Source organism: Streptomyces sudanensis (assembly GCF_023614315.1).
GTDB lineage: Bacteria > Actinomycetota > Actinomycetes > Streptomycetales > Streptomycetaceae > Streptomyces > Streptomyces sudanensis.
The window spans coordinates 5007668-5032168 of sequence record NZ_CP095474.1; the positions used below are offsets into that span (position 1 = coordinate 5007668).

The 24501-nt window shown below is 76.5% G+C and carries 23 protein-coding genes, 2 pseudogenes and 1 riboswitch; of the genes and pseudogenes, 9 read left to right on the plus strand and 16 right to left on the minus strand.

The features are described 5' to 3' along the window. Positions 1–294: 294 nt before the first annotated feature. The 4 genes and pseudogenes from MW084_RS23185 to MW084_RS23200 form a co-directional block, all read left to right on the plus strand. Positions 295–489, plus strand: a pseudogene (locus tag MW084_RS23185) (hypothetical protein); the annotation flags it as partial. Positions 490–509: 20 nt separating this feature from the next. Next, a pseudogene (locus tag MW084_RS23190) lies at positions 510–2285 on the plus strand (NAD-binding protein); the annotation flags it as partial. Between the two features lie 102 nt (positions 2286–2387). Continuing rightward, positions 2388–2819 carry a cold-shock protein gene (locus tag MW084_RS23195; RefSeq protein WP_010471815.1) on the plus strand — a complete coding sequence of 144 codons (432 nt, stop codon included), beginning with the start codon at positions 2388–2390 and terminating at the stop codon, positions 2817–2819. A 149-nt stretch (positions 2820–2968) separates the two neighbouring features. Beyond that, complete coding sequence (locus tag MW084_RS23200; RefSeq protein ID WP_010471814.1) at positions 2969–4609, plus strand: carboxylesterase/lipase family protein; 1641 nt, start codon at positions 2969–2971, stop codon at positions 4607–4609. Positions 4610–4691: 82 nt separating this feature from the next. Here the strand turns inward: MW084_RS23200 and MW084_RS23205 are convergent, their stop codons facing one another. Both MW084_RS23205 and MW084_RS23210 read right to left on the minus strand, forming a co-directional pair. Then, entirely contained in the window at positions 4692–4931 is a 240-nt protein-coding gene (locus MW084_RS23205; protein ID WP_010471812.1) for a hypothetical protein, read from the minus strand. Positions 4932–4987: 56 nt separating this feature from the next. Further along, positions 4988–5467 (minus strand): NUDIX hydrolase, encoded by a 480-nt coding sequence (locus tag MW084_RS23210; protein WP_010471810.1) that lies wholly within the window; start codon positions 5465–5467, stop codon positions 4988–4990. Positions 5468–5520: 53 nt separating this feature from the next. Between MW084_RS23210 and MW084_RS23215 the strand changes: the two genes are divergently transcribed. Then, the gene (locus MW084_RS23215) at positions 5521–6327 is read left to right on the plus strand and encodes a uracil-DNA glycosylase (RefSeq protein WP_010471808.1); all 807 of its coding nucleotides are present in this window, start codon (positions 5521–5523) and stop codon (positions 6325–6327) included. Positions 6328–6570: 243 nt separating this feature from the next. Beyond that, a complete protein-coding gene (locus tag MW084_RS23220; protein ID WP_010471806.1) occupies positions 6571–7761 on the plus strand; it encodes a zinc-dependent alcohol dehydrogenase in 1191 nt (396 codons plus the stop codon). Between the two features lie 12 nt (positions 7762–7773). Here MW084_RS23220 and MW084_RS23225 read toward each other — a convergent pair whose 3' ends face one another. From MW084_RS23225 to MW084_RS23270, 10 genes are all read right to left on the minus strand, one after another. After that, positions 7774–9192 (minus strand): NAD(P)/FAD-dependent oxidoreductase, encoded by a 1419-nt coding sequence (locus MW084_RS23225; protein WP_010471804.1) that lies wholly within the window; start codon positions 9190–9192, stop codon positions 7774–7776. A 324-nt stretch (positions 9193–9516) separates the two neighbouring features. After that, on the minus strand, positions 9517–10095 hold the full coding sequence (locus tag MW084_RS23230; protein WP_010471802.1) for a PadR family transcriptional regulator: 579 nt from the start codon (positions 10093–10095) through the stop codon (positions 9517–9519). 112 nt (positions 10096–10207) lie between these two features. Then, entirely contained in the window at positions 10208–12235 is a 2028-nt protein-coding gene (locus tag MW084_RS23235) for an oxidoreductase (RefSeq protein WP_010471800.1), read from the minus strand. A gap of 165 nt (positions 12236–12400) precedes the next feature. Then, complete coding sequence (locus MW084_RS23240) at positions 12401–13249, minus strand: energy-coupling factor ABC transporter ATP-binding protein (protein WP_010471798.1); 849 nt, start codon at positions 13247–13249, stop codon at positions 12401–12403. Beyond that, entirely contained in the window at positions 13249–13995 is a 747-nt protein-coding gene (gene cbiQ, locus MW084_RS23245) for a cobalt ECF transporter T component CbiQ (protein ID WP_010471796.1), read from the minus strand. The genes MW084_RS23240 and cbiQ overlap by 1 nt, the downstream gene beginning before the upstream one ends. Before the next feature lie 5 nt (positions 13996–14000). Then, complete coding sequence (locus MW084_RS23250; RefSeq protein WP_010471794.1) at positions 14001–14372, minus strand: energy-coupling factor ABC transporter substrate-binding protein; 372 nt, start codon at positions 14370–14372, stop codon at positions 14001–14003. Then, on the minus strand, positions 14369–15061 hold the full coding sequence (locus MW084_RS23255; protein ID WP_010471793.1) for an energy-coupling factor ABC transporter permease: 693 nt from the start codon (positions 15059–15061) through the stop codon (positions 14369–14371). The genes MW084_RS23250 and MW084_RS23255 overlap by 4 nt, the downstream gene beginning before the upstream one ends. Before the next feature lie 29 nt (positions 15062–15090). Then, a riboswitch (cobalamin riboswitch) is annotated at positions 15091–15294 on the minus strand. 190 nt (positions 15295–15484) lie between these two features. Continuing rightward, positions 15485–16030 carry a flavodoxin domain-containing protein gene (locus MW084_RS23260; RefSeq protein ID WP_010471791.1) on the minus strand — a complete coding sequence of 182 codons (546 nt, stop codon included), beginning with the start codon at positions 16028–16030 and terminating at the stop codon, positions 15485–15487. A gap of 29 nt (positions 16031–16059) precedes the next feature. After that, positions 16060–17037, minus strand: a complete 978-nt coding sequence (locus MW084_RS23265; protein ID WP_010471789.1) for an Acg family FMN-binding oxidoreductase — start codon at positions 17035–17037, stop codon at positions 16060–16062. A 159-nt stretch (positions 17038–17196) separates the two neighbouring features. Further along, complete coding sequence (locus MW084_RS23270) at positions 17197–17730, minus strand: TetR/AcrR family transcriptional regulator (RefSeq protein ID WP_010471787.1); 534 nt, start codon at positions 17728–17730, stop codon at positions 17197–17199. A gap of 156 nt (positions 17731–17886) precedes the next feature. On the opposite strand from MW084_RS23270, the gene MW084_RS23275 reads away from it, so the two are divergent. Then, positions 17887–18303 (plus strand): DUF6463 family protein, encoded by a 417-nt coding sequence (locus MW084_RS23275; protein ID WP_010471783.1) that lies wholly within the window; start codon positions 17887–17889, stop codon positions 18301–18303. Here MW084_RS23275 and MW084_RS23280 read toward each other — a convergent pair. The 4 genes from MW084_RS23280 to MW084_RS23295 all read right to left on the minus strand — a co-directional run. Next, positions 18297–19859: polyamine aminopropyltransferase (locus MW084_RS23280; RefSeq protein WP_275563770.1), on the minus strand; the 1563-nt coding region annotated here is incomplete at its 5' end. The genes MW084_RS23275 and MW084_RS23280 overlap by 7 nt on opposite strands. A gap of 46 nt (positions 19860–19905) precedes the next feature. Beyond that, positions 19906–20343, minus strand: a complete 438-nt coding sequence (locus MW084_RS23285; RefSeq protein ID WP_010471781.1) for a DUF350 domain-containing protein — start codon at positions 20341–20343, stop codon at positions 19906–19908. 61 nt (positions 20344–20404) lie between these two features. After that, on the minus strand, positions 20405–20809 hold the full coding sequence (locus MW084_RS23290) for a DUF4247 domain-containing protein (RefSeq protein WP_010471780.1): 405 nt from the start codon (positions 20807–20809) through the stop codon (positions 20405–20407). After that, positions 20806–21300, minus strand: coding sequence for a DUF2617 family protein (locus tag MW084_RS23295; protein WP_010471779.1), 495 nt, complete (start codon positions 21298–21300; stop codon positions 20806–20808). The genes MW084_RS23290 and MW084_RS23295 overlap by 4 nt, the downstream gene beginning before the upstream one ends. A gap of 648 nt (positions 21301–21948) precedes the next feature. Between MW084_RS23295 and MW084_RS23300 the strand changes: the two genes are divergently transcribed. Together MW084_RS23300 and MW084_RS23305 are read left to right on the plus strand one after the other, a co-directional pair. Further along, complete coding sequence (locus tag MW084_RS23300; protein ID WP_010471778.1) at positions 21949–23760, plus strand: S8 family peptidase; 1812 nt, start codon at positions 21949–21951, stop codon at positions 23758–23760. A 204-nt stretch (positions 23761–23964) separates the two neighbouring features. Then, positions 23965–24501, plus strand: a 537-nt coding sequence (locus MW084_RS23305; protein ID WP_275563771.1) for an ATP-binding protein, incomplete at its 3' end; no start/stop codon positions are given.

Genomic DNA, 24501 nt, shown 5'->3' on the forward strand with positions numbered 1-24501 from the left:
CACTACCCGCGTGTCCGCCCCGCCCCGTCCGTCCGGCGCCATTGCCGGTACGCCCGGTGCCGCACGTCCGGTGCCGCACGTCCGGCGGCGCGCGCCGAGCGGTGCGCGGCCGGCTCCGCCCGCCCGTCCGGTCGCCCGCCGCACGTCCCGCGCCGGGCGCCGGGCCGGGACGGGCGGGCACCCGTACCGGCGCGGGCGCCCGGCGCGCGGCCCGCCGGCACCGACCCGGTGGACGCGCCCCGGCGGGGCGGCGGCATGCTGGGGGGCGTGCTTCCGATCCCCCAACAGCCTTCCGTGAGCCCCGTGATGGGCCACATGGTCGTCTGCGGCGACGACGCCCTGGCCGACCGCCTGGCCCACGAGCTGAACGACGTGTACCGGGAGCGGGTGACCCTCGTCGTCTCCGGCCGCCCCGCCGCCGCCCCGCGGAACCCCGGCCGCCCCACCACCGGCCTGGGCGGCGGCGCCCTCGCCCTGTTCGGCCGCGTCNCCGCCGCGATGGCCCGCCNCGCCGCCGGGGAGGCCCGCGCGGCGCAGGGCGGACGCGCCGGCGCGGGGGCCGTGCGGAGCCGCCCCGCCCCGTACGACACGCTCGGCGGCCAGGGGCCGCGGCGGGCCGTCCACGTCGTCGAGGTGGCGGAGACGGACGAGACGGCGCTCGTCGAGGCCGGTGTGGAGCGCGCCGCCGCGCTCGCCCTGGTCCACGGGGACGACGAGACCAACATCCGCACCGCCCTGCTGGCCCGCCGCCTCAACCCCCGGCTGCGCCTGGTCATCCGCATGTACAACCGCAAGCTCGGACAGCACCTGGAGCAGCTCCTCGACCAGGCCGCCGCCGTCGCCGTGCCCGGCATGGGCCCGGAGGTCCTGGACGCCTCCACCACCGTCCTGTCCGACGCCGACACCGCCGCGCCGACGCTCGCCGCGACCGCCCTCGCCGGCACCAGCAAGATCGTCCACGCGGGCGGGCTGCTGCTGCGGGCCGTCGAACGCACCCCGCCCGGCCCCGGCGAGGTCGCCGACCCGGGCCTGTGCACCCTCGCCCTGCTGTCGTCCACCGCCACCGACCCGGCCGGCAGCGACGGCACCGACAGCAGCGGCGACCAGGGCCCCAGGCTGCTCCCCGACGACCGCGCCGTCGCCGCCGCCACCGGACGCGGCACGGTCGTCCTGGAGGCCGTCACCTACGCGGGCCCCACGCTCCCCGCGCCCCGGCTGGCCGCCCCCGCCGTGTCGGTCGCCTCGCTGTTCTCCCGCAGGCTCCGCTGGTCCCTCGCGGGACTTGCCGCCGCCGTCGCCGCCATCGCCGTGGCGTCCTGGCTCGTCGGGGACGTCCACCCGCTGCGCGCCGCCTACCTCACCCTGCTGGACATCTTCGCCATCAACGAACCCGCCGTGGACGGGTCCGTCGGCCGCCAGGTCCTCCAACTGCTCGCCGGCCTGGTCGGGCTCCTCCTCCTGCCGATCCTCGTCGCGGGCCTCCTGGAGGCGCTGGGCACCTTCCGCACCGCCACCGCCCTGCGCCGCCCGCCGCGCTCCCTGTCCGGCCACGTCGTCCTGCTCGGCCTCGGCAAGGTCGGCACCCGCGTCCTGACCCGGCTGCGGGAGCTCGGCATCCCCGTCGTCTGCGTCGAGTCCGACCCCGAGGCGCGGGGCGTCGCCACCGCGCGCCGCCTGCGCGTGCCCGTGGTCCTCGGGGACGTCACCGAGGAGGGCGTCCTGGAAGCCGCGCGCATCCACCGGGCGCGCTCCCTGCTCGCCCTGACCAGCCTCGACCTGACCAACCTGGAGGCCGTCCTGTACGCCCGGACCTGCGCGTCGTGCTGCGGCTGTACGACGACGACTTCGCGACCGTCGTGTACCGGACCCTGCGCGCCGCGCACCCCGGGGCGCTCACCCGCAGCCGCAGCGTCTCCCACCTGGCCGCCCCCGCCTTCGCCGGCGCCATGATGGGGCGTCAGGTCCTGGGCGCCATACCGGTGGAGCGGCGCGTCCTGCTGTTCGCCGCGGTCGTCGTCGCCGGCCACCCCGAACTGGAGGGCCGCACCGTCGCCGAGGCGTTCCGGCCCGGTGCCTGGCGGGTGATCGCCCTGGACACGAGCGGCCCCGGCGAACGGCGCGCCGACCTGGCCGCCGTGCACCACCGGCCGGGGGAGGGGCGCGCCGGCCTGGCGTGGGACCTCGACCCCGGTTACGTGCTGCGCCCCGAGGACCGCGTCGTGCTCGCCGCCACCCGCCGCGGCCTGGCGGGGCTCCTCGGCCGGGGCGGAGCGGCCACCCCCTGACGGCGGAGCGCGCGGCGGGTCACTAGGGTGGCCGGGACCCGGTTCCGGCCCGGTACCGGCCGCGGTGGCCGGCGGGAGACGGAGAGGTGTGGAGGAACGGCTGTGCTGATGGTGGGGAAGATCCTGCGGTTCGACGAGGTGCGGGGCTACGGCTTCATCGTGCCCCGGGAGGGCGGCGAGGACGTCTTCATGCACGCGAACGACCTGGTGGACGACAAGTACCTCTACCAGGCGGGCCGCGAGGTGGAGTTCTACCTGGAGATGGGCGACAAGGGCCCCAAGGCGTCGGAGATCCGCCTCGTGGACCGCCCCGCCGCCCGCCGCGCGGCCGCGCCCGCGCCCGCTTCCGGCGGCCCGGAGGACCAGGGCGACCTCGACGACGACGGCCTGGACGTCCTCACCGCCGCCGAGTTCCGGACCGAGCTGACGGAGGCCCTCGTCGAGGCGGACGGCACCCTGACGGCCGCCCAGCTCAAGCGGGTCCGCGCCAGTCTGCTGGAGCTCGCCCGCGACCACGGCTGGGTCGAGGGGTAGGAGGCCCCGCCCGCGGGCCGGCCGCCGGCCCGTGGTCCGGACGTGCCCCCGCGGCCCGCGGAGGTTGCGGACGCCGGGCCCGTGGAACACATGCCGCCGGAAGGCGCGGGCGCGGGGCTCCGCGCGTGGGCAGGCGGAAGGACGGGGCGATGCGCGTCACGCGGAAGGGTGCCGGCCGGGCCCGGTGGCGGGTGGTGGCGGCGGGCGCCGCGCTGGCGGCGGCGGCCACGGCGTCGTCGGTGCCGCCGGCGCCCGGCTCCGGCGGCACCGCCGGGAGCGAGACGGTGCGCACCGAGTCGGGACGGGTGCGGGGCGTCCGCTCCGAGGGGCACACGCTCTTCTACGGGATCCCCTACGCGGGACCGCCGACGGGCGCGCACCGCTGGGCCCCGCCGCGGCCGGCCGGCCGGTGGTCCGGGGTGCGGGACGCCACGAAGCCGGGGCCGCTGTGCCCGCAGGTGCCGTCCTCGTACGCGCCGATCTCCAGCGAGGAGGAGGACTGCCTCGTCCTCAACGTGACCACGCCGCCCCGGGGCGCCCGCCGGCCGGCGCCCGTGCTCGTGTGGATCCACGGCGACGGGGCGGTGGGCGGCGGCGCGTTCTTCGACGGGCGCCGCCTCGCCGCCCGGGGCCTGGTCGTGGTGACCGTCAACTACCGCCTGGGCGTCTTCGGCGGTCTGGCGCTGCCGGGCCTGGCCGGCGCGGGGACGTTCGGCCTGCAGGACCAGCAGGCGGCGCTGGCGTGGGTCCGGCGCAACGCCGCGGCGTTCGGCGGCGACCCGGGGAACGTGACCGTGGCGGGCGTCTCGTTCGGCGCCGCCGCCATCGCCGGGCACCTCACGGCGCCCGGGTCGCGGGGCCTGTTCGACCGGGCCGTGATGGCGAGCGGCGAGGGGGTGATGGACATGCCGGCCGGGGCCATGGGCCCGGGAGTGCCGGGGTACCCGTGGTACGTCTGGCGGACCGGCCGCGAGATGGAGGGGATCACCGCCGAGATGACCGCCCCGCTCGGCTGCGGCGGGCGGGATCCCGGCCGCACGCTGCGGTGCCTCAGGGCCCTGCCGGTGAAGCGGATCCTGCGGGTGCCGCACATCATGAACGCCTTCCAGGCGTTCGGCCACGGCAACCCCACCCTGCCGGACCTGCCGCCCCACGCGCTGCGCACCGGCCGGTTCCACCGGGTGCCCGTGCTGTCCGGCGCGACGCGCGACGAGCACCGCACCTTCGTCGGGATGTTCTACGACGCGGTGGGCAGGCCGTTCACCGAGGAGGACTACCACCGGGCGCTGCGCACCGCGTTCGGCCGGAACGCGCGGCGCGTCCTGGCCGAGTACCCGCTGGACGCCTTCCCCTCGCCCGCCCTCGCCTGGTCGACGGTGGTCACCGACCGCATGTGGGCGCGCGGCACCGAGGCCCAGCACCGCCTGCTCGCCCGCCGCACCCCGGTGTACGCCTACGAGTTCGCCGACCGCGACGCCCCGATGTTCCTGCCGCTGCCGGGCCGGTTCGACTTCGGCGCGTACCACGCGGGCGACCTGCCCTACCTCTTCGAGGACGACAAGGCGGAGCCGCTGTTCACCCCGGCGCAGCGGCGGCTGTCGGCGACGATGACCGCGTACTGGGCGGCCTTCGCCCGGTCCGGCGACCCCAACGCGCCGGGGCTGCCCCGGTGGCGCCCGTACCGTCCGGGCGACCGCCCGGCGTACACCCAGTCCCTGGCGCCCGACCGGATCGGCCCGGTCGACTACCACCGGGAGCACCGGCTGGGCTTCTGGTCCGGCCTGCCCTGACCGGCCGCCCCGACCCGCCCTGNCCNNGNGACNNNTGCCCGGACCGNCGGNCGCCCCGCCCGGTCCCGGACCGGGCGGCGTCCTACGGCAGCCCGGGCACCGCGTCCTCGCGCGGGCCGGCCGCCAGCCGGAGCAGCCACGCCTCGTTCCCCGACAGGCCCGCCCGGCGCAGCGCCTCGTCGGCCTCCGCCATGGGCGAGGCCAGGTACGCCCCCGCCACGGGTGTGAGACCGGGATCGGTCAGGACGGCCCGCGCGGTCTCCACGAGACGGAGGTACGCCTGTGCCGCCGCGCGCTCGGGCGGCGTGGGGGTGGTGGTCATCGCTCGCTCCCTGTCGACGGGTCGGTGCCCCCCACTCTTGCGCACGGCACTGACACTCAGGCCGCGCCCCGTCGCCGCAGGTGCTCCGCCAGCCGTTCGACGAACACCCGCTGGCCCGCCACCAGCAGCTCGGCGGCCTCCCGCGGTGTGCACCAGGCGACCCGGTCCACCTCCGGGAACGTCCGCGCCACGCCCGACCCGCGCGGCCACTCCATGGTGAACGTCCCCGGCACCACCAGCGCCGGGTCCAGGTCGCCCTCCACGGCCCACACCGCCACCACCTTGCCGCCGGCCTGCCGCGCCTCCCCGAGCGGCACGGGCTCGCCGTCCGGCGCGGGCAGGCCCAGCTCCTCGGCGAACTCGCGGCGGGCCGCCGCCAGTGCCGTCTCGTCCGGCCCGTACTCGCCCTTCGGCACCGTCCACGCCCCCGCGTCCCGTGCCGCCCAGTAAGGGCCGCCCATGTGCGCGAGGAGCACCTCCGACCGCCCGCCGGAGATGCGGAACACCAGCAGCCCCGCGCTGCGCCTCACCACCATGCGAGCCAGTCTGCCCGGCCGGTCCCGGCCGCACCGCGTTACCGTCGACCGGTATGGCACAGGACCACCCCGACAGCCTCCTCCCTCCCGGCGGGCCGGGCGGCCCGGACGACCCGGCCTTCCCCGCGCGCACGGCACCGCGGGCACCCTCGCTCGGCCTCCTCGACACGGCCGTGACCCGCTGCCGGGCCTGTCCGCGCCTGGTCGAGTGGCGCGAACGGGTCGGCCGCGAGGGGCGCCGCGCGTACACCGGCTGGGACTACTGGGCCCGCCCCGTCCCCGGCTTCGGCCCGGACGACGCGGCGCTCCTCGTCGTCGGCCTCGCCCCCGCGGCGCACGGCGGCAACCGCACGGGCCGCATGTTCACCGGCGACCGCTCCGGCGACGTGCTCTACGCCGCCCTGCACCGCCTCGGCCTCGCCGACCGGGCCGAGGCGGTCTCCCGCGACGACGGGCTGCGCCTGGACGGGGTGCGGGTCACCGCCCCCGTCCACTGCGCGCCGCCCGGCAACCGCCCCACCCCCGCGGAGCGGGACACCTGCCGCCCCTGGCTGGTCCGGGAGCTGGAGGCGCTGCGGCCCACCGTCCGCGCCGTGGTCGCCCTGGGGGCCTTCGGCTGGCAGGCGGTCCTCCCGGCGCTCGCCGCGGCGGGCTGGGCGGTGCCGCGCCCCCGGCCCCGCTTCGCGCACGGCGCCCGGGTGCGGCTCCCCGCGGCCGGCGGCGGGCCGGACCTGGAGCTGTTCGGCTGCTACCACGTCAGCCAGCGCAACACGTTCACCGGCCTGCTCACCCCGGACATGCTGACGGACGTGCTGGGCGCCGCCGCCCGTACCGCCGGGCTCACGGCGCCCGCGCCGTGACCCCCGGGGCGGCGGGCCCGGACCCGCCGCCCCGGCGCGGACCCCGAAGCGCGCCGGTCGCGTCACGCGCCCGGCGCGGGAGCACCGCGCGGGCCGTGCGGGGGGAGCGCCCGGCGCGCGCCCACCGGGAGGAGGAAGTGGCATTCCGGTGCCTTCGCGGCGAAGTCCGGCCGAAACGGATTCGCCGCGACCGCCCCCGGGTACCCGGCCACCGCCATGCACCGAGGGAAGGAGAGGGCCGTCATGAAGGCCGTCACCTGGCACGGAAAGCGCGACGTCCGCGTGGACGAGGTCCCCGACCCGCGCATCGAGCAGCCCACGGACGCGGTCATCCGCGTCACCTCCACCGGGCTGTGCGGGTCCGACCTCCACCTCTACGAGGTCTTCGGCCCCTTCATGACGCCCGGCGACGTCCTGGGCCACGAACCCATGGGCATCGTCGAGGAGGTCGGACCCGAGGTGCCGGACCTCCGTCCCGGCGACCGCGTCGTGGTCCCCTTCCAGATCGCCTGCGGCCACTGCTGGATGTGCCTCCGCGGCCTGCCCACCCAGTGCGAGACGACCCAGGTCTCCGAAGAGGGCTCGGGCGCCGCGCTGTTCGGCTACTCCCGCCTCTACGGCTCCGTGCCCGGCGCCCAGGCCGAGTACCTGCGGGTCCCGCAGGCGCAGTACGGGCCGATCAAGGTCCCCGAGGGCCCGCCGGACGACCGGTTCCTCTACCTGTCCGACGTGCTGCCGACCGCCTGGCAGGCCGTCCGGTACGCCGACGTGCCGCCCGGCGGCTCCCTCGCCGTCCTCGGCCTCGGCCCGATCGGCGAGATGTGCTGCCGCATCGCCCTCCACCAGGGCGTGGAGCGGGTCGTCGGCGTCGACCTGGTGCCCGAACGCCTCGAACGCGCCCGCGCACGCGGCGTGGAGGTCTTCGACCTGGGCGCCCACAAGGGGCAGGACGAACTGGTCGCCGCCGTCCGGGAGGTCACCGGCGGGCGCGGCCCGGACGCCGTCGTCGACGCCGTCGGCACCGAGGCCCACGGCAGCCCGGTCGCCAAGGCGCAGCAGCAGATCGCCGGGCTCCTGCCGCGCCCCTGGGCGGCCCGGCTCCACCAGAAGGCCGGCGCCGACCGGCTCGCCGCGCTGTACCTCGCCATCGACCTCGTACGGCGCGGCGGCACCATCTCCCTCAGCGGCGTCTACGGCGGCGCCGCCGACCCGATGCCCATGCTCACCCTCTTCGACAAGCAGATCCAGCTGCGCATGGGTCAGGCCAACGTCCGCCGCTGGGTCGACGACATCCTGCCCCTCCTCACCGACGACGACCCGCTCGGCGTGGACACCTTCGCCACCCACCACCTGCCGCTCTCCGACGCGCCGCACGCGTACCGGATGTTCCAGCGCAAGGAGGACGGTGTCAGCAAGGTCGTCATGCGGCCCTGAGCCGGCGCGCCGTCAGCCCCCGGGCCGCTTCCGCCACGACGGCGGCTGGTCCAGGACCCGGGGTTCGGGCCCGAACAGCACGGCCCGCACCACGCGCGGAGCGAACAGCGCGGTCAGCGGCCTCGTCAGGGACAGCACCGGGCGGAACACCGCGCCGACCTCCGGCACATGGCCCGACCGCCGCTGCACCCGGGCCAGGTACCAGCCGACGGGCCGGTCCAGGGGCGTGGGGCGGGCGGCGCTCCCGGCCGCGCCGGGCATCGCCTTGTCCGCGCCCGCCGACATGTCCCACGCCTGCCGCGACGCCCGCAGCAGGGCCCGCTGCACGCGCAGCGTCGTCGGGGTGCGCCGCCGGTCGGCGAGCGCGTCGCGCAGCGCGACCGCGGCCATCGCGGCGGTCGACATGCCCTGCCCGTAGATGGGGTTGACGGTGCACAGGGCGTCGCCGACGGCGAGGAAGCCCGCCGGGCGGCGGCCCGGCCGGTCGTAGCGGCGCCGCACGTTCGCGGTGTCGCGGAAGCCGTACACCGGCGAGACCGGCTCGGCCTCCGCCATCCAGTCGCGCAGCACCGGGTGCGGCAGCCGCCCCGCGTACTCCTCGAACGCCGCCCCGTCGCCGGGGGGTTCCTGGCCGCGCAGACCGGACAGCGTGACGAGGAACCGGCCGTCCTCCATGGGCAGCGCCACGCCGCTGTACGGCTGCCCGGGATGGGGGACGACGAAGTAGCCGCCCGCGTCGGTGCGGTCGCCGTGCCGGTCGTGCCGGTAGATCCGGGTGGCGTAGGCGAGGCCCGTGTCGACGGTCTCCTCGTGCGCCGGCTCCGCGCCCAGCGCGGCCAGCCACCGCGGCGCCCGCGTCCCCCGGCCCGAGGCGTCCACCACCAGGTCGGCGGCGATCGGGCGCGGCTCGGCGTCCGCTCCGGCGCCGCGCTCGCGGACCAGGACGCCCCGCACCCGTGAGGCGTCCCCGGACAGGCCCACCGCCTCCGTGCCCTGCACGGCCGTGATCCGCGCGTCGGCCAGCACCCGGCGCCGTACCGCCCGCTCGACCAGCGGCCGGGACGCGGTGATGATGTGGACGGCGGCCTCCGTGCGCCGGTGCCAGCTCCCGGCCTCCCACTGCACCACGTCCTCGGGCATCCCCAGCCGCGGCGCGCCGTCGGCCAGCAACTCCTCCACCACGCCCGGCAGCAGGCTCTCCAGGGCGTTCCGGCCGCCTTCCAGCAGTACGTGCAGGTGCCGCCCCTGCGGCACGCCCACGCGCTGCTCGGCCCCCTGCGGGAACCGGTCCCGCTCGACGACGGTGACCCGCCCGGCGTGGTCCGCGAGCGCCTTCGCCGCCAGCAGCCCGGCGATGCTCCCGCCGACCACCACCGCGTGCCGTGCGCCTCTCCCCGCCGCCGGGCCGCCGCCCGAGCCGTCGTTCACCATGTCCGCCCCTTCCCGTCCGAACTGCCCTGACGGGCCAGTATCCCGCCCGCCCGGAGGGGACGGGGCGTTTTGGACACCTCTCGGGAAAGCGGGACGCGCCCGGCATCCCGCCCGTGCCGGGGAGGGCCGGGCGTGCCCGCGCGGCTCCGCGCCGCGGTTCCGGTCGTGCGAGCCGTCGACCGCGGGACGCGCGTGCGGAGGCGCTCCGATCCCGGCGCGGCCGTCGACGCGCCGCCGTCCTCCGGCCGGTACGGGGCGGCGGGACGCGCGGCGGGGCGGCGACGCCGTCAGCGGCCGTCGGCCCCCGCGCAGGCCCTCGGACCTTCAGGCCCCCCGGTTCCCCGGCGCTCCCGGGTCCTGTCGGACCTTCGGGCCCTCCAGGCCCTCCAGGGCCTCCGTCAGCCACGCCACCCAGAACCGCTCCAGCTCGATCCCGCCCCGCAGTACCAGGTGGCGCAGCCGGTCCGCCTCCGTGTCCCGCTCCGGAGGGAACTGCCGCCGCTCCATGTCCAGGTACTCGTCCAACTGCGCCCGGTGCAGCCCCAGGTGGCGGCGCACCTCGTCCGCCATGCCCTCCGCGCCCACCACGGCGGCGGCGCGCAGCCGCAGCAGCAGCGCGCTGCGGACCGGCTTCGGGTCCTCGGCGCGCCGCGTCCAGTCGGCCAGCTCCGCCCGGCCGGCGGGCAGCACCTCGTACTCCTTGCGCTGCCCGCGCGCCGGCGTCGCCGGGGCGGGCAGGGCCCTGATCAGCCCCGCCTGCTCCAGCTTCCCCAGCTCGCGGTAGATCTGCTGGTGGGTCGCCGACCAGAAGTAGCCGATCGACCGGTCGAAGCGCCGGGTCAGTTCGAGCCCCGAGGACGGCTTCTCGAGCAGCGCGGTGAGGATGGCGTGCGGGAGCGACATGCCCGCATCCTAGGGACCGGCGGGCCGCCCACCGCCCGAGCCCCGAACCCCGGGCCCGAACCCCGGGCCCGAACCCCGGGCCCGAACCCCCGGCACCCGGGCGGCCGGCCGCCTACAGCCTCGCCGCCAGGCGCGTGCCCTGGTCGATCGCGCGCTTCGCGTCCAGTTCCGCCGCCGCGTCCGCGCCGCCGATCAGGTGGGCGGAGACGCCCGCCGCCGTCAGCTCGTCGTACAGGTCGCGGCACGGCTCCTGGCCGGTGCACAGGACCACCGTGTCGACGGCGAGGGTGCGGGCCTCGCCGCCGACGGTGATGTGCAGGCCCTCGTCGTCGATGCGCTCGTACGCCGCCCCGGCGACCATCTCGACGCCGCGGTGCTTCAGCTCCGTGCGGTGGATCCAGCCGGTCGTCCTGCCGAGGCCCGCGCCCACCTTGGTCGTCTTGCGCTGGAGCAGCGTCACCCGCCGCGGCGGACGCGGCCGCTCGGGGGCGCGCAGCCCGCCCCGTCCGGCGTACGACGTGTCGACGCCCCACCGGCGGAAGTACGCCTCCGGGTCGAGGCTCGCGCCCTCGCCGTCGTCGGTGAGGTACTCGGCGACGTCGAAGCCGATGCCGCCCGCGCCCAGGATCGCGACCCGCTCGCCGACCGGCGCGCCGCCGCGCAGCACCTCCGGGTAGCCGACGACGCTGGGGTGGCCGACCCCCTCGACGGCCGGGACGCGCGGGGTGACTCCGGTGGCGACGACCACCTCGTCGTAGCCGTCCAGCATGTCCGCGGTGACGCGGGTGCCGAGCCGGACGTCCACGCCGCGCAGCTCCAGCTGGACGCGGAAGTAGCGGAGCGTCTCGCCGAACTCCTCCTTGCCGGGCACCCGCCTGGCCAGGTTCAACTGGCCGCCCACCTCGTCGGCGGCGTCGTAGAGGGTGACCGCGTGGCCGCGTTCGGCCGCCGACACCGCGCAGGCCAGGCCGGCCGGGCCGGCGCCGACCACGGCGATCCGCCTGCGCAGCCGGGTGGGGGAGAGGACCAGCTCCGTCTCGTGGCAGGCGCGCGGGTTGACCAGGCAGGAGGTGATCCTGCCGCCGAAGGTGTGGTCCAGGCACGCCTGGTTGCAGCCGATGCAGGTGTTGACGGTCTCCGGACGGCCCGCGCGGGCCTTCGCGACGAAGTCGGGGTCGGCGAGGAACGGGCGGGCCAGCGACACCATGTCGGCGCGGCCGTCCGCCAGGACCTCCTCGGCGACCTCGGGGGTGTTGACGCGGTTGCCGGTGACCAGCGGCACCGACACCGCGCCCATCAGCCGCTTGGTCACCCAGGTGTAGGCGGCGCGGGGCACGGAGGTGGCGATGGTCGGGATGCGCGCCTCGTGCCAGCCGATGCCGGTGTTGACGATCGTCGCGCCGGCCGCCTCGACGCCCTTCGCCAGCGCGACGACCTCCTCCAGGGAGGAGCCGCCGGGCACCAGGTCCAGCATGGACAGCCGGTAGATCAGGATGAAGTCCTCGCCGACCCGCTCGCGGACGCGGCGGACGATCTCCAGGGGGAAGCGCGTCCGGTTCTCGTACGAGCCGCCCCAGCGGTCGTCGCGGTGGTTGGTCGCGGCGGCGGTGAACTCGTTGATCAGGTAGCCCTCGGAGCCCATGACCTCGACGCCGTCGTACCCGGCGGCCTTCGCCAGCTCCGCCGCCCGGACGTAGTCCTCGACCGTCCGCTCGACCTCCTCGTCGGTCAGGGCGTGCGGGACGTACGGGCTGATCGGCGCCTGGATCGCGCTCGGCGCGACGAGCCGCGGGTGGTAGGCGTAGCGGCCGAAGTGGAGGATCTGCAGGGCGATCCGGCCGCCCGCCGCGTGCACCGCCTCGGTCACCACGCGGTGCCGCGCGGCCTCCTCCTCGGTGGTGAGCTTGGCGCCGCCCTCGTAGGGCCGCCCGGCCTCGTTGGGGGCGATGCCGCCCGTCACGATGAGGCCCGCCCCGCCGCGGGCGCGCGCGGCGTAGAAGGCGGCCATCCGCTCGAAGCCGTTCTCCGCCTCCTCCAGGCCGACGTGCATGGAGCCCATCAGCACCCGGTTGGGCAGGGTGGTGAAGCCGAGGTCGAGCGGTCTCAGCAGGTGCGGGTACGGGGACGGGCTCGGGGTCATGGGGGGCGCCTCCTCGCGCGGTGTCGTCGCCCCCGTTGTAGACGACCGCACCCCCCTTGTGCAACAAGTTGCATAACGTACGGGGCGTGACCTGTGGCACGCCGCTCCTCCCGCCGGACAGCCGCGGCCCCGCCCGCCCGCGGGCCCTCAGCCGCCCGCCGGCCCTCAGCCGGGTGCGGGGAGGCCCGCCGCCCACGCCTCCAGCTCCTCCGGGGTGAGCGGCACCGGCTCGTCCGCCCCCAGCAGCCCCCGTTCGCGCAGCAGCCGCGCCACCGCCGCCGCCCACGGCCGCCGCAGCCGCGCCGCGTCCAGCAGTTCCGCGTCCGCCAGCAGCTCCCCGGCCGGCCCCGTGCGCAGCCCGTCCGGGGCGAGCACCGCCGCGTCGTCCGCCCACCGCAGCGCCAGGTCCACGTCGTGGGTGGCCATCACCACCGTCGTCCCCGACGCCCGCAGCCCGTCCAGGGCCGCCAGCAGCCGCTCCTGGCCGTGCGGGTCGAGGCCCGCCGTCGGCTCGTCCAGGATCAGCACCCGGGGCCGCATCGCCACGGCGCCCGCGATGGCAGCCCGCTTGCGCTGCCCGTACGACAGCAGGTGCGTCGGCCGGTCCTCCAGCGCGGTGATGTCCAGCGCCTCCAGCGCCGCCCGCACCCGGGCGCGCACCTCGTCCTCGGGCAGGCCCAGGTTCATCGGCCCGAACGACACGTCCTGCCCCACCGACGCCGCGAACAACTGGTCGTCGGGGTCCTGCACCACCAGCTGCACCGTCGTGCGCAGCCGCGTCAGGCCCCCGCGGTCGTACGCGACGTCCTCGCCGGCGACCCGCAGCCGCCCGCTCCCGCACCGCAGCCCGCCGCTGAGGAGGCGCAGCAGGGTCGTCTTGCCGCTGCCGTTGCGGCCCAGCACGGCCAGTGAACGCCCCTCGGGCACGGCGAAGTCGACCCCCGACAGCACGGCGGGTCCGTCCTCGTAGGCGAACCCCGCCCCGACCAGCTCGACCACGGCGGGTCCCGGCATCACAGCGACCTTTCCAGTACGAGGGTGAGGGCGACCACCGCCGCCAGCAGCGCCGCCGTCGCGGCGAGGAAGCGGCGGTCCACCCGCGCCTCGGGCACCAGCACCCGCAGCGTGCCGTCGTAACCGCGCCCCGCGAGCCCCGTCTGGAGCCGTGCCGCACGGTCGAAGGCCCGCACGAACGCCGTCGCGCCCAGCCCTGCCGCCGACCGCCACGCCGCGGCGCGGCCCGTGAGCCCCAGCCGCGCCGCCTGCGCCTGCCGGACCCGCGCCACCGCATCCAGCAGCAGGAAGGAGATCCGGTACATCACCAGCGCGACGTCCACCACCGGCGCCGGCACCCCCGCCCGCACGAGCCGGGGCAGCACGTCCGACACGGGCGTGGTGAACGCGAACAGCAGCAGCCCCAGCGACGCCGCCGACGTGCGCAGCAGCAGCAGGCAGGCGTCCGCCGGGCCGTCCGGCGCGAGCGCCACCCATCCGTCCGGGCCGCCGACCCGCAGCAGCAGCGGCACGGCGCCCGTCACGCAGAACCCGAGCGGCAGCCGCCACGCCCGCCACAGCCGGCGCGGCGCCACCCCGGCCGGGCCCAGCAGCACCGCCAGCGCCGCCACGGTGACCAGGACGGCGCCCGGCCACGGCGGCAGGGACACCGCGCACGCGGTCAGCCCGAAGCCGAGCGCGGCCTTCTCGGCCGGGTGGCGGCGGCGCCAGCGGCTGCCGTGCGCCGCCACGTCGATGGGCAGCACCCGCGCTACTCCCCGCCCGCCGCGGACCCGTCGGCCCGGTCGCCGGGCGCGGCGTCCGGCGCGGTGCCGGTCCGGGCCCGCTCCTCGCCCTGCCGCCGGCCGCGCCGCAGCCCGAAGTAGTACGCCAGCACGCCCGCGCCGAGCGCGGCCTGCAGGGCGAACAGCGCCGACTCGACCTCCCCGGACGGCGGCTCGTACAGCGGGGCGAACCACGGCTCGTAGTCGGGGGCGATCTCCGTGATCGCGGTCTCGGCCTGCGCGTCGGCGCCCGCGAACGGCTCCTCCCGGCCCTCGCCGAGGCCCAGTGCCAGCGGCAGCGCGGCCAGCGCCGCGACCACCAGCAGGAGCAGGGTGTTGATCCTCGCGTCACGGCTCATCGGACCGCCGCCCCCTTCGCCGCGCCCGCGGCCGGGAGGACTCCCAGCCGCGCCAGGTCGCCTCCGCTGGACTGCCGCAGCAGCCGCATGACCAGGACCGTCAGCAGGCCCTCGCTGACCGCGAGCGGCACCTGCGTCACCGCGAAGATCCCCCCGAACTTCGCCAGTGCCCCCGCGAAGCCGCTGCCCGGGTCGGGGAAGGCCAGCGCGAGCTGGACGCTCGTTACGCAGTAGGTGGACAGGTCGGCGGTGAACGCGCCGCAGAACACGGCCGCCATCAGCGGCGCACCGGCCCCGCGCAGCAGCCGGTACACCGCGTACCCGGCCCACGGGCCGACGACCGCCATCGAGAAGACGTTCGCGCCGAGCGTCGTGATCCCGCCGTGCGCCAGCAGCAGCGCCTGGAACAGCAGCGTGATCGTGCCGAGCACCGCCATGACCGGCGGCCGGAACAGGATGGCGCCCAGCCCCGTCCCGGTGGGGTGGGAGCAGCTTCCCGTCACGGACGGGATCTTCAGAGCCGACAGCACGAACGTGAACGCCCCGGCCGCGCCGAGCAGCAGCGTCGACTCGGGGTTGGCCCTGACCTGGCGGGTCAGGGCCCGGACGCCGTGGACGACGAACGGGGCGGCCGCCAGTGTCCAGGCGACCGCGTGTTCCCGGGGCAGGAACCCCTCGGCTATATGCATGTGGGGGAGACCCTCTCCAGCACCTCGTGGATGGACAACGCGCCCTGGCCGGTCTCCTGGCTGACGGGTCCTACCGCCTCGGCTCCGCCTTCCCGGACGCCGCGGTTCCCCGCGGGGGGTCCAGTGGCTTCCCCGCCTTCGCGGAGGGTGGAGCCGGACTTCCCGATCACAGTGGCGAGGGCCGCACCGGCTTTGCACCGGATTTCCCGTACACCAAGGCCCTGCGACAGTAGTGCGTCGAGCAGCTCCCTCACAACCGCGCCCGGACCGGCCCGGGGGCGGCCGCGCGGCTCCGGGGCGCGGCGCCGCACCCCGAGCCCTGGCCTGCCGGGACGACCGCGCCTCCGCCGGCGGCGGGTCCGCCCGCCGGGCGCGGACCGGGACGGGCCCGCCGCGCCCCGCGGCCGTGTCCGCCGCCCCGGGCTATCCCGCCCGGCCCGGCGGGGCGTCCAGCTCCCGGCCGATGCCGTCCGCCCACGCCTCGACGGCGGCCCAGTCCCGGTGGTCCCCGTACCGGCAGCCGGCCAGCCGGAACAGCACGGCGCCCCTCCCGGACAGGTGCCCCGGCCGGATCACCCCGGAGAAGCGCCGGTGCTCCCGCGGGCGGACGAGCTCGACCAGGGCGGCCACGCGCGGCTGTTCGGCCCGTTCGGCGAGGGCCCGCAGCGGCCCGGGCAGGGCCGCGGTCATCCCCACGCTGAACATCCAGACCGGCCGCGCCCGCAGCTCCTCGGCGCGGCCCCGCACGAACGCCTCGGCGTCCGGCAGCCAGGCGCCGTCGTGCACGGCGCTGCCCAGGACGAGTGCGGCGCCCGGGGGCGGTCCGGGGCCGCCGGGGCCGCCGGGGCCGCCGTCGATGGCTCGCACCTCCGTGCGGTGGCCGCGGGCCTCCAGCCGGGCGCCGATCCGGTGGGCGATCTCCCGGGTGGAGCCGTGCGCGGACGCGTACCGGACGTGGACCAGGACCATGGCGCGCCTCCCTTCGCGGCGGGCGGCCCTCAGCGGATCTCCAGGACCTCGGTCACCGGCCTGCGGGGGACGGCGGGGACCTCGGGGCCGTAGCCCAGCCGGATCACGATCTGCGGGTGGGCCGCCTCCGACCGGGGGTCGCGGGCGAGCCAGCGCAGCTCCGGCCACTCCAGCGCCTGCGAGCTGAGGGAGGTGGACAGCCCGTCCTGCGTCGCCTGGAGCAGGACGCGCTCCATGGCCTGGCCGGCCAGCAGCCAGTCCTGCGGCCCGTCGCGGCGGGTGCCCAGGACGGCGAGGCAGGGCCGGGACTCGTAGACCGCCGGCGCGGCGTCCCGGTCGGGGCGGGCGCCGGGGAAGTCCCGCACGGGTGCCCGGCCGTCGTACCGGGAGGGCCCGAGCGCGTACGACGGGATGCCCTCCGGCGCGGTGTCGCCCCGGCCCGCCGTCCACCGGGCGATCTCCTCGCGCACCTCGGGCGCGAGTTCCTCCGCGCGCTCGGCGTCCCACACGGCGGTCAGCAGGTCCCGGACCCGCCAGTCGTCCGCGAAGTCCAGGTACGCGCCCTCGGCCCGGGCCGCTCCGCGCAGCCCGTCGAGGATCTCGGCCGGCACCGCCTCCTCGCGGAACGGCTCCCGGCTGGTGTGCCGGAGCGGCACGGCCGGACGCAGGTCGGCGACGGCGTCGCGGTCGGGCGCCGGCGCGAAGGCGACCCGGGCCAGCAGCCCCGGGTCGCCCGGGTCGGGCCGCGCGTCGATCCGCGCCTCCCACCCGGCGTCCGCCGCGGCGACCCGCAGATTGAACAGGGCGGCGCCGCAGCCCAGGTGGAGCCCCCGCGCGGAGGGGTCCGAGCGGGGCATCGCACGCTCCGGGTCCATCCGCAGGGTCAGCACCCCGGGCGCCCGCTCGTAGCGGAACAGCCACGGCTGGGCGTTGTGCATCGACGGCGCCAGCGTGGCGTCGGCCACCCAGGACGTCAGGGACGTCGCGTCGGGCGTAGGGGCGGTCATCGGACCCACCTCCCGGGTGCGGTGTGCCTTCGTACGGATGGCCCTCCCATCCGATCACCCCTCCAGCCTCCCCGCACGGCGGGGCGGCGCACAGGGCCGGGCGGGCATCCCCGGGGGGCCGAACGGCCCCGCCCGGGCCCCGNGGACCGGTGCCGCGCGTCAGGCGTCCGGCGACGCGGGCGACGGAGGCCGCAGCAGGTACGTCCCGGCGAGTTCGACGGCCTCGTGCGCCGTGCGACCGGGGTGGTCCACCGCGACGAAGTGGCGGCCGATGGAGAGGGCGAACGCCAGGACGCTGCGCGCCTCGACCTCCTCGGGATCGGTCAGGAACGCCCCGAACGCCTCCCGCAGGAACCGCATGCGCACCTCGTCGATCCGGCGCAGGCGCGCCGCCACGGACTCGTCGTGCCGCGCCCAGACCCGGACGGCGAGGTCGATCCGGTGCAGGTCCTCCGAGAAGGTGAGCTGCCCGACGCGGCGGAGGCGCTCGGCCGGTCCGCCCCCCTCGGCCTCGGCCCGGGCGATGACCTCCCGGGTGGAGCGGCGCTCCCACTCGTCGAGCATCTCGGCGAGCAGCGCGGGACGGCCGTCGAAGTGGCCGTAGAACCCGCCCTTGGTCACGCCGAGCCGGGCGGCGAGCGCCTCCACGCGGACCGCGTCGGGTCCGCCCTCGGCGAGGGCTTCGAGACCCACCTCGATCCAGCGTTCTCGGGGGGTGCGGGCGACGGCGGGAATCTGGCCACCTCCGGGGGGTGCGGACGGGTGGTGTACGTTACCGTACAGAACAAATGTACGGTGCCGTACAAACGGGGGTCGTCCCGTGTGCGGCGTTCGGGAGGGACTGGCGCCATGGACTCGGGAAAGCGGCTGCTCCGCTGGGCGGGCGGGATCGTGTGCGTGCTGGGGGCGGGCCACCTGGCCCTGGTGGCGGTCCTCGCCCGCGCGGACGTGGCCGGCTGGGCGGAGCGCGGGGTGTGGGCGGCCGTCCCGCTCCTGGACGCCGCCGCCGAGCCGACGGTGGCGTCCCTGCGGAACGAGGGCACCTTCTGGGCCGGTCCGGGGTCGTTCTCCGTGCCCCTGGTCCTGCTGGGCTGCCTGGTGTGGCACCTCGCGGGGCGCGGGGTCACCGTGCCGGCCTGGGTCGGCTGGGGGCTGGCCGCCTGGTGTGTGCTGGGCGGCGTCCTGCTGGTGCCGTCCCCGTTCTTCGCGGGGGCCGTCGCCGGGGTGCTCGTCGTCCTGGCGGCGCGCAGGCCGGCGGCTCAGTAGTTCCGCCACTCGTGGCGGGTGTACTCCAGGACCGCCGGGTCCATCAAGGTGCTGGCGCGGACGTCCGGGGGGCGGCGGTCCACGGGGAAGACCGCGGCGGCCCTCAGGACCGCGTCGTCGAGGAAGCGCAGGCGCGGCGCGTCGGCGGCCAGCCGCAGCGCCGGGGGAGGGCCGCCGGGGCCGGGGGAGGCCAGGACGAAGCCCCAGTTGCCGAAGCTCGGCACGTCCGCCTGGTAGGCGGTCGTCGCGTACCCGGCCTCCCGGAGCGTCGCGACGATCGACCAGTACGACCTGGGCGCGAAGAACGGGGACCCGGCCTGCACCACGACCCGGCCGTCCGGCTTCAGGGCGTGGGTGAGCAGGTGGTAGAACTCCACGCTGTACAGCTTGGCCAGCGCCGCCGTGTCCGGGTCGGGGAAGTCGACGACGACCGCGTCGTACCGGTGCCGGGCGTCCCGCAGCCAGGTGAACGCGTCCGCGTGGACGACCCTGACGCGCCGGTCGGCCAGGGCCCGCCCGTTGAGGTCGACCAGCGGGCCGAACGTCCGGGCCAGCCGGGTCACCGCCGGGTCCAGGTCGACGAGCGTCACCTCCGCGACGTCGTCGTAGCGCAGCACCTCCCGCAGCGCCAGCGCGTCGCCGCCGCCCAGCACCAGCACCGAGGACCGCTTCCCCGCCAGGGCGGGGTGGACCAGCGACTCGTGGTACCGGTACTCGTCGACCGACGAGAACTGCAGGTCCCCGTTGAGGAACAGGCGCGTGTCGGGCTCCCCGGTGAACGCGGTGGAGCGGGTGACGACGATGTCCTGGTAGGGGGTGGTCTCGGCGTGGACGATCGGGTCCCGGTACAGCTGCTGGCGCGCCGTCACCTCGATGTCGTCGGCCAGGACGTACACCGTGGCGAGCACGGCCAGGACGGCCGCGACACCGCCCAGCAGGCAGGTGCGGACGATCCGCCTCGTCTCGCGGCGGAAGATCCACAGGACCACCCCGCCCCCGGCGACGGCGTTGACCGCGCCCACCACCAGCGCGCCCTTCAACTGCCCGAAGGCGGGCAGGAGCAGCAGCGGGAAGCACAGCCCGCCGACGAGCGCGCCGACGTAGTCCGCGGCGAACAGGTCCGCGACGGCGCTGCCCGCCTCCTGCCGCCTGATCCGCTGGAGCATCGTCATCAGCAGCGGGATCTCCGCGCCGATCAGCAGTCCCACGGTGAACGCGGCGACCACCATCGCGGGCGTGTAGATCCGCAGCCAGGCGAACGCCACGTACAGCAGGAGCACCGACAGCCCGCCCACGAGCCCCAGGAGCAGTTCGACCAGGGCGAACGCCCCGACCGCCCGCCGCTGGAGCGGCTTGGCGGCGAGGGACCCGATCCCCATCGCGAAGACCATGACGGACAGGACCACGGAGGTCTGCATCACGGAGTTGCCGATGAGGTAGCTGCCCAGCGCGGTCAGCGCCAGCTCGTAGACCAGGCCGCAGGCCGCGCAGACGAAGACCGCGAGGAGCAGCAGCACCCGGGTCCCCCGCCGGTGGCGGGGGCGGGCCGGCGCNGGNCGNCCNGGGCGGCGGCCCGCGGGGCGGCGGTGGTGCTCACGGGGGTCAGGAGATCGCGGCGCCGACCATGAAGGCCGTACCGAGGTACATGGCCGCCTGGACCCAGGCGGCGGGGTGGGCGCTGGTCCCGTTGTCGTCGAGGACCGCGGCGCCGAGCCGGCCGGGCGTGAGCAGGCCGATGAGCAGGGAGATCAGGGTCATCACGACGACGCCGGCGAGCCCGTACAGCAGGGTGCTGACCAGCCCGTAGCCGAGGCCGAGCTCCGACTCGCTGGCGCGGATGGACGCCTCGATGACCAGCCCGACGGCGATCATCTGGCCCGCGAGGAGCACCGCGGCGCCCCGGTTGCGCTCGGTCCACACCACGTGGAACAGCTTTCCGGGGGTCACCAGGTCGAGCGCGACGAAACCGACCACCATCACGGCGAAGCCGGCCAGGCCGTAGAGGACGGCGATGCCGGCCGACTCGAAGATCTCTGCCACGGGGATGCCTTTCGGGGACGTCGTCGGGGAATCGTGGGTGGGGCGGGCGCGGGCGCGCCGGTCACTTGCCGGAGCCGGGGCCCCCGCCGCGGAAGCTCGCGCTGTCCGGGTCCGGCCACACCGAGCGCAGGTGCGGCTTCCAGCGCCGGTACCCCGTACGGTAGTCGTCGACCTCGATGAGGCTGCCCGCCCGGTACGGGCTGACCGCGACGATGTCGTCGCGGTACCGCAGGAAGACCATGTCCCCGGAGGACAGCCGCTCCCTCGCCGCGGAGTGCCGGTGGATCTCGTCGGCGACCGCCGCGGGACCGTCCACGCCGTCGACGTAGTCGGCTCCGCTGCTCGTGTACTGCCCGCGGATCCAGGAGGACGGCACGGGGTTGCCGTCGTCGTCCGGTTCGTCGCCGCAGCCGGCGAGGAGGGCCGCGGCGAGCAGCAGCGCGGTGGAGCGTCGGGCGGTTCTCATCGGGCCTCCAGCCGGGTGTGGGTCGCCACGATCCGGCGGCTTCCCGGGTACGTGTGCCAGGTGCGCCAGGCCGGTCCCGCGCCGTCGTGCTCGACGACCAGCGCGGTGACGGCGTCGGCGGAGCCGGGGAAGACCCCGTACAGGGCCCCCGGGTGGGCGTCCGCGAGAGCGCGGATCCGCGCCACCTCGGCGGCGAAGGCGGGGCCGGGGTGCTCCGTCACGCGGGCGCCGAAGGAGTAGCGCCAGCCGTCGAAGTCGTGTGCCGCGGCGTCCGGCAGGCCGCCCTGGACACCGGGGAGGCAGGCGACGGTCTCGCGGACCGGCCCCGCGCACACCTGGTGGGAGGCGCCCAGCAGCCGCAGCTGCACGTCGAGCCCGCCGACCGTCAGGTCGCGCACCGCGAGGGCGTCGAGGACGGGGCGGCCCAGGGCGAACGACAACTGGTCGGCCTCGGTGTCCAGGTACGGCGCGTCCAGGGTTATGCCGTTCACTGATCCCCCGGGGCCGTGCCTGTATCGAGCGCCGCGAGTATTGCACAGGGCGCGGAGCGGGCCGCGAGGGGGAGGGGCGGGGTCCGGCCGCCCGGCGCCCCGGCACCGTCCCGCGCCGGCGCGCCACGCCGCGGCCGGCTCCCCGTACCGGGTGCCACCGGTGGTCCGGGGCCGCTCCGGGCGGCCGGGCCCCGCGGCCGGTCCCGAGCCGCCCCATCCGGTACGCGCGGGCCCGCGGCCCGCCCACCGGGGTGCCGGACCTGCGGGTTCCCCCGCACCGGCGGGGCCGACGGCCGTGGGGGACCCTCGCGGGGCGACAAGGGTTTTCCCCGTATCGACGTCACGAGGTGTTTCCCTACTGTCTCCCGCACCGGTGGTTCCCCCACTCTGACTCGTAACTGTCAGGTACATGCAGCTCCCTGCGTGTGGCCCCAGGGGGGAGCTTCCGGGACGGCCCCGACACGGGGCCGTCGCGCCGGCGGCGGCGCGGGGGCCTCACCGCCCCGAGGGCTGTGGAGGTACCCCACAGACAGCCACAGTCCTGCGCCGCCGTCCGCGCTCCGCACCGTCAGCAGCTCCGGGAGTCGCCGGAGCCGCCCCTTGAAAGGGAACACCTTGAACGGTTCCAGGCGGAGACTGATATCCGTCGTGGCGGCGAGCGCCACGCTTCTCGGCGTCACGGCCACCTCCGCGGTGGCGTTCGCCGCGCAGGCCACCCCCTCCCCGAAGCCGGCCGCGCCGGCCTCGCAGGCCATGAACCCGGCCACCACGATCCCGTCCGCGCCGGTCGAGAAGGTCATCGTGACCTACAAGGCGCGCACCGCGGAGGCCACCTCCAACACCGCCGCCAAGGAAGACACGGCCGAGAAGGCCGCCAAGACCGGCGAGAAGCTCTCCTTCGAGCGCCGCCTCGCCGGCGGCTCCGCGCTCGTCGACCTGGGCACCGCGACCACCAAGCAGGACGTCGCCGACGTCATGGCCGCCTTCCGCGCCGACCCGGCCGTCGCCGCCGTCGACGCCGACATCCGCGCCTACCCGATGGCCGTGACGCCCAACGACACGGAATACGCCAAGCAGTGGGACCTCTTCGAGCCCACCGGCGGCATGAACGTGCCCGGCGCCTGGGACAAGGCCACCGGCACCGGCGTCACCGTCGCGGTCATCGACACCGGCTACGCGGCCCACACGGACCTCGCCGCCAACACCGTCGCCGGCTACGACTTCATCTCCAGCTCCACCGACGCCCGCGACGGCGGCGGCCGTGACAGCAACCCCAAGGACGAGGGCGACTGGAACGCCACCGACGGCGAGTGCGGCACCGGCTCCCGCGCCAGCGACTCCTCCTGGCACGGCACCCACGTCGCCGGCACCATCGGCGCCGTGACCCACAACGCCAAGGGCATCGCCGGCATCGCCTACGGCGCCAAGGTCCAGCACGTCCGCGTGCTCGGCAAGTGCGGCGGCTCCTCCGCGGACATCGCCGACGCCATCACCTGGGCGTCCGGCGGCAGCGTCCCGGGCGTGCCGGTCAACGCCACCCCCGCCAAGGTCATCAACCTGAGCCTCGGCGGCGCCAGCAGCACCTGCCCGACCGTCTACCAGAACGCCATCAACGGCGCCGTCTCCCGCGGCTCCACCGTGGTCGTCGCGGCCGGCAACAGCAACACCAACGCCTCCGGCTTCACCCCGGCCAACTGCAACAACATCATCAACGTCGCGTCCACCAGCCGCGAGGGCAACCGTTCGTACTACTCGAACTACGGCACCATCATCGACGTCTCCGCCCCCGGTGGCGAGACCCGTCGCGCCACGGACACCCCGGGCACCGTCACCACGCCCCAGAACGGCATCCTCTCCACGCTGAACTCCGGCGCCACGACCCAGTCCCTCGAGAACTACGAGCCCTACCAGGGCACCTCGATGGCCGCCCCGCACATCGCCGGTCTCGCCGCGCTCCTGAAGTCGGCCAAGTCCACGCTGACCCCGGCCGAGATCGAGTCCGCGATCAAGGCCAACGCCCGCCCGCTGCCCGGCACCTGCACCGGCGGCTGCGGCACCGGCATCGCCGACGCCACCAAGACGGTCAACGCCGTCCTCGGCGGCACCACCCCCGGCGGTTCCACCTTCACCAACGCCAACAACGTGACGATCGCGGACAACGCCACCGTCACCTCCTCCGTCGCCGTCACCGGTGTCACCGGCTACGCCCCCGCCACCCTCAAGGTGAACGTGGACATCAAGCACACCTGGCGCGGTGACCTCGTCGTCGACCTGGTCGCCCCGGACGGCACCGCCTACCGGCTGAAGAACTCCGACAGCAGCGACTCGGCGGACAACATCCTCGCCACCTACACCGTCAACGCCTCGTCCGAGCTCGCCAACGGCACCTGGAAGCTCCAGGTCCGCGACATCGCCACGGGTGACACCGGCTACATCGACTCCTGGGGCCTCACCTTCTGAGAACCTGGTGAGGGCACCATAGCCGCAGCTCAGGGGCGTGTTCCCGGCACTTCGCCGGGGGCGCGCCCCGCGGCGTTTCCCGAAAACGCCGTCCACATGCCGGACAGGGGGCCTGGACTCCCCGCTCCTGATTCGTATCCTCACAGGGCGCGGGCAGGGAGCCCGCCGCGTGCGGGCCGGGTCCGCGCGCCGGAGGGTGGTGGCATGTTGAGGACGACGTCCTACCCTTCCGCGCCGAGGGTCGGCCGCGCCCATCTCATCGACCGGCTCGACCACACGCTCCACACCCGCGGCCGCGCCGTGCTCACCGGACCGCCCGGCATCGGCAAGACCGAGGTCGCCCGGGCCGCCGCCGCCGAGGCGGCCGCCCGCGGGGAGACGGTCCTGTGGCTCGCCCCGCAGCCCGCCGACCGCGACACGCCGGGCGCCGCCGCGGCCGCCCTCGTCGCCTCCGTGGCGCCGTCCGTCCTCGACGGGCTGCCCGGTCCGCAGCGCGCCGCCGTCGCCGTGCTGTGCCGCGAGGCCGCCGAGCCGGAAGCCGGCCCGGACCCCATCGCGCTGCGCCTCGGCCTCGCCCGAATACTGCGCACCCTCACCGAGAAAAGCCCCGCCCTCCTCGTCGTCGACGACACCCGCCACATCGACCCCGACAGCGCCGACCTGCTGCGCTTCGCCCTCCAACTCGCCCCGCCGGGGCTGCGCGTCCTCGCCGTCGAGACACCCGCCCCCACGGCCCCGACG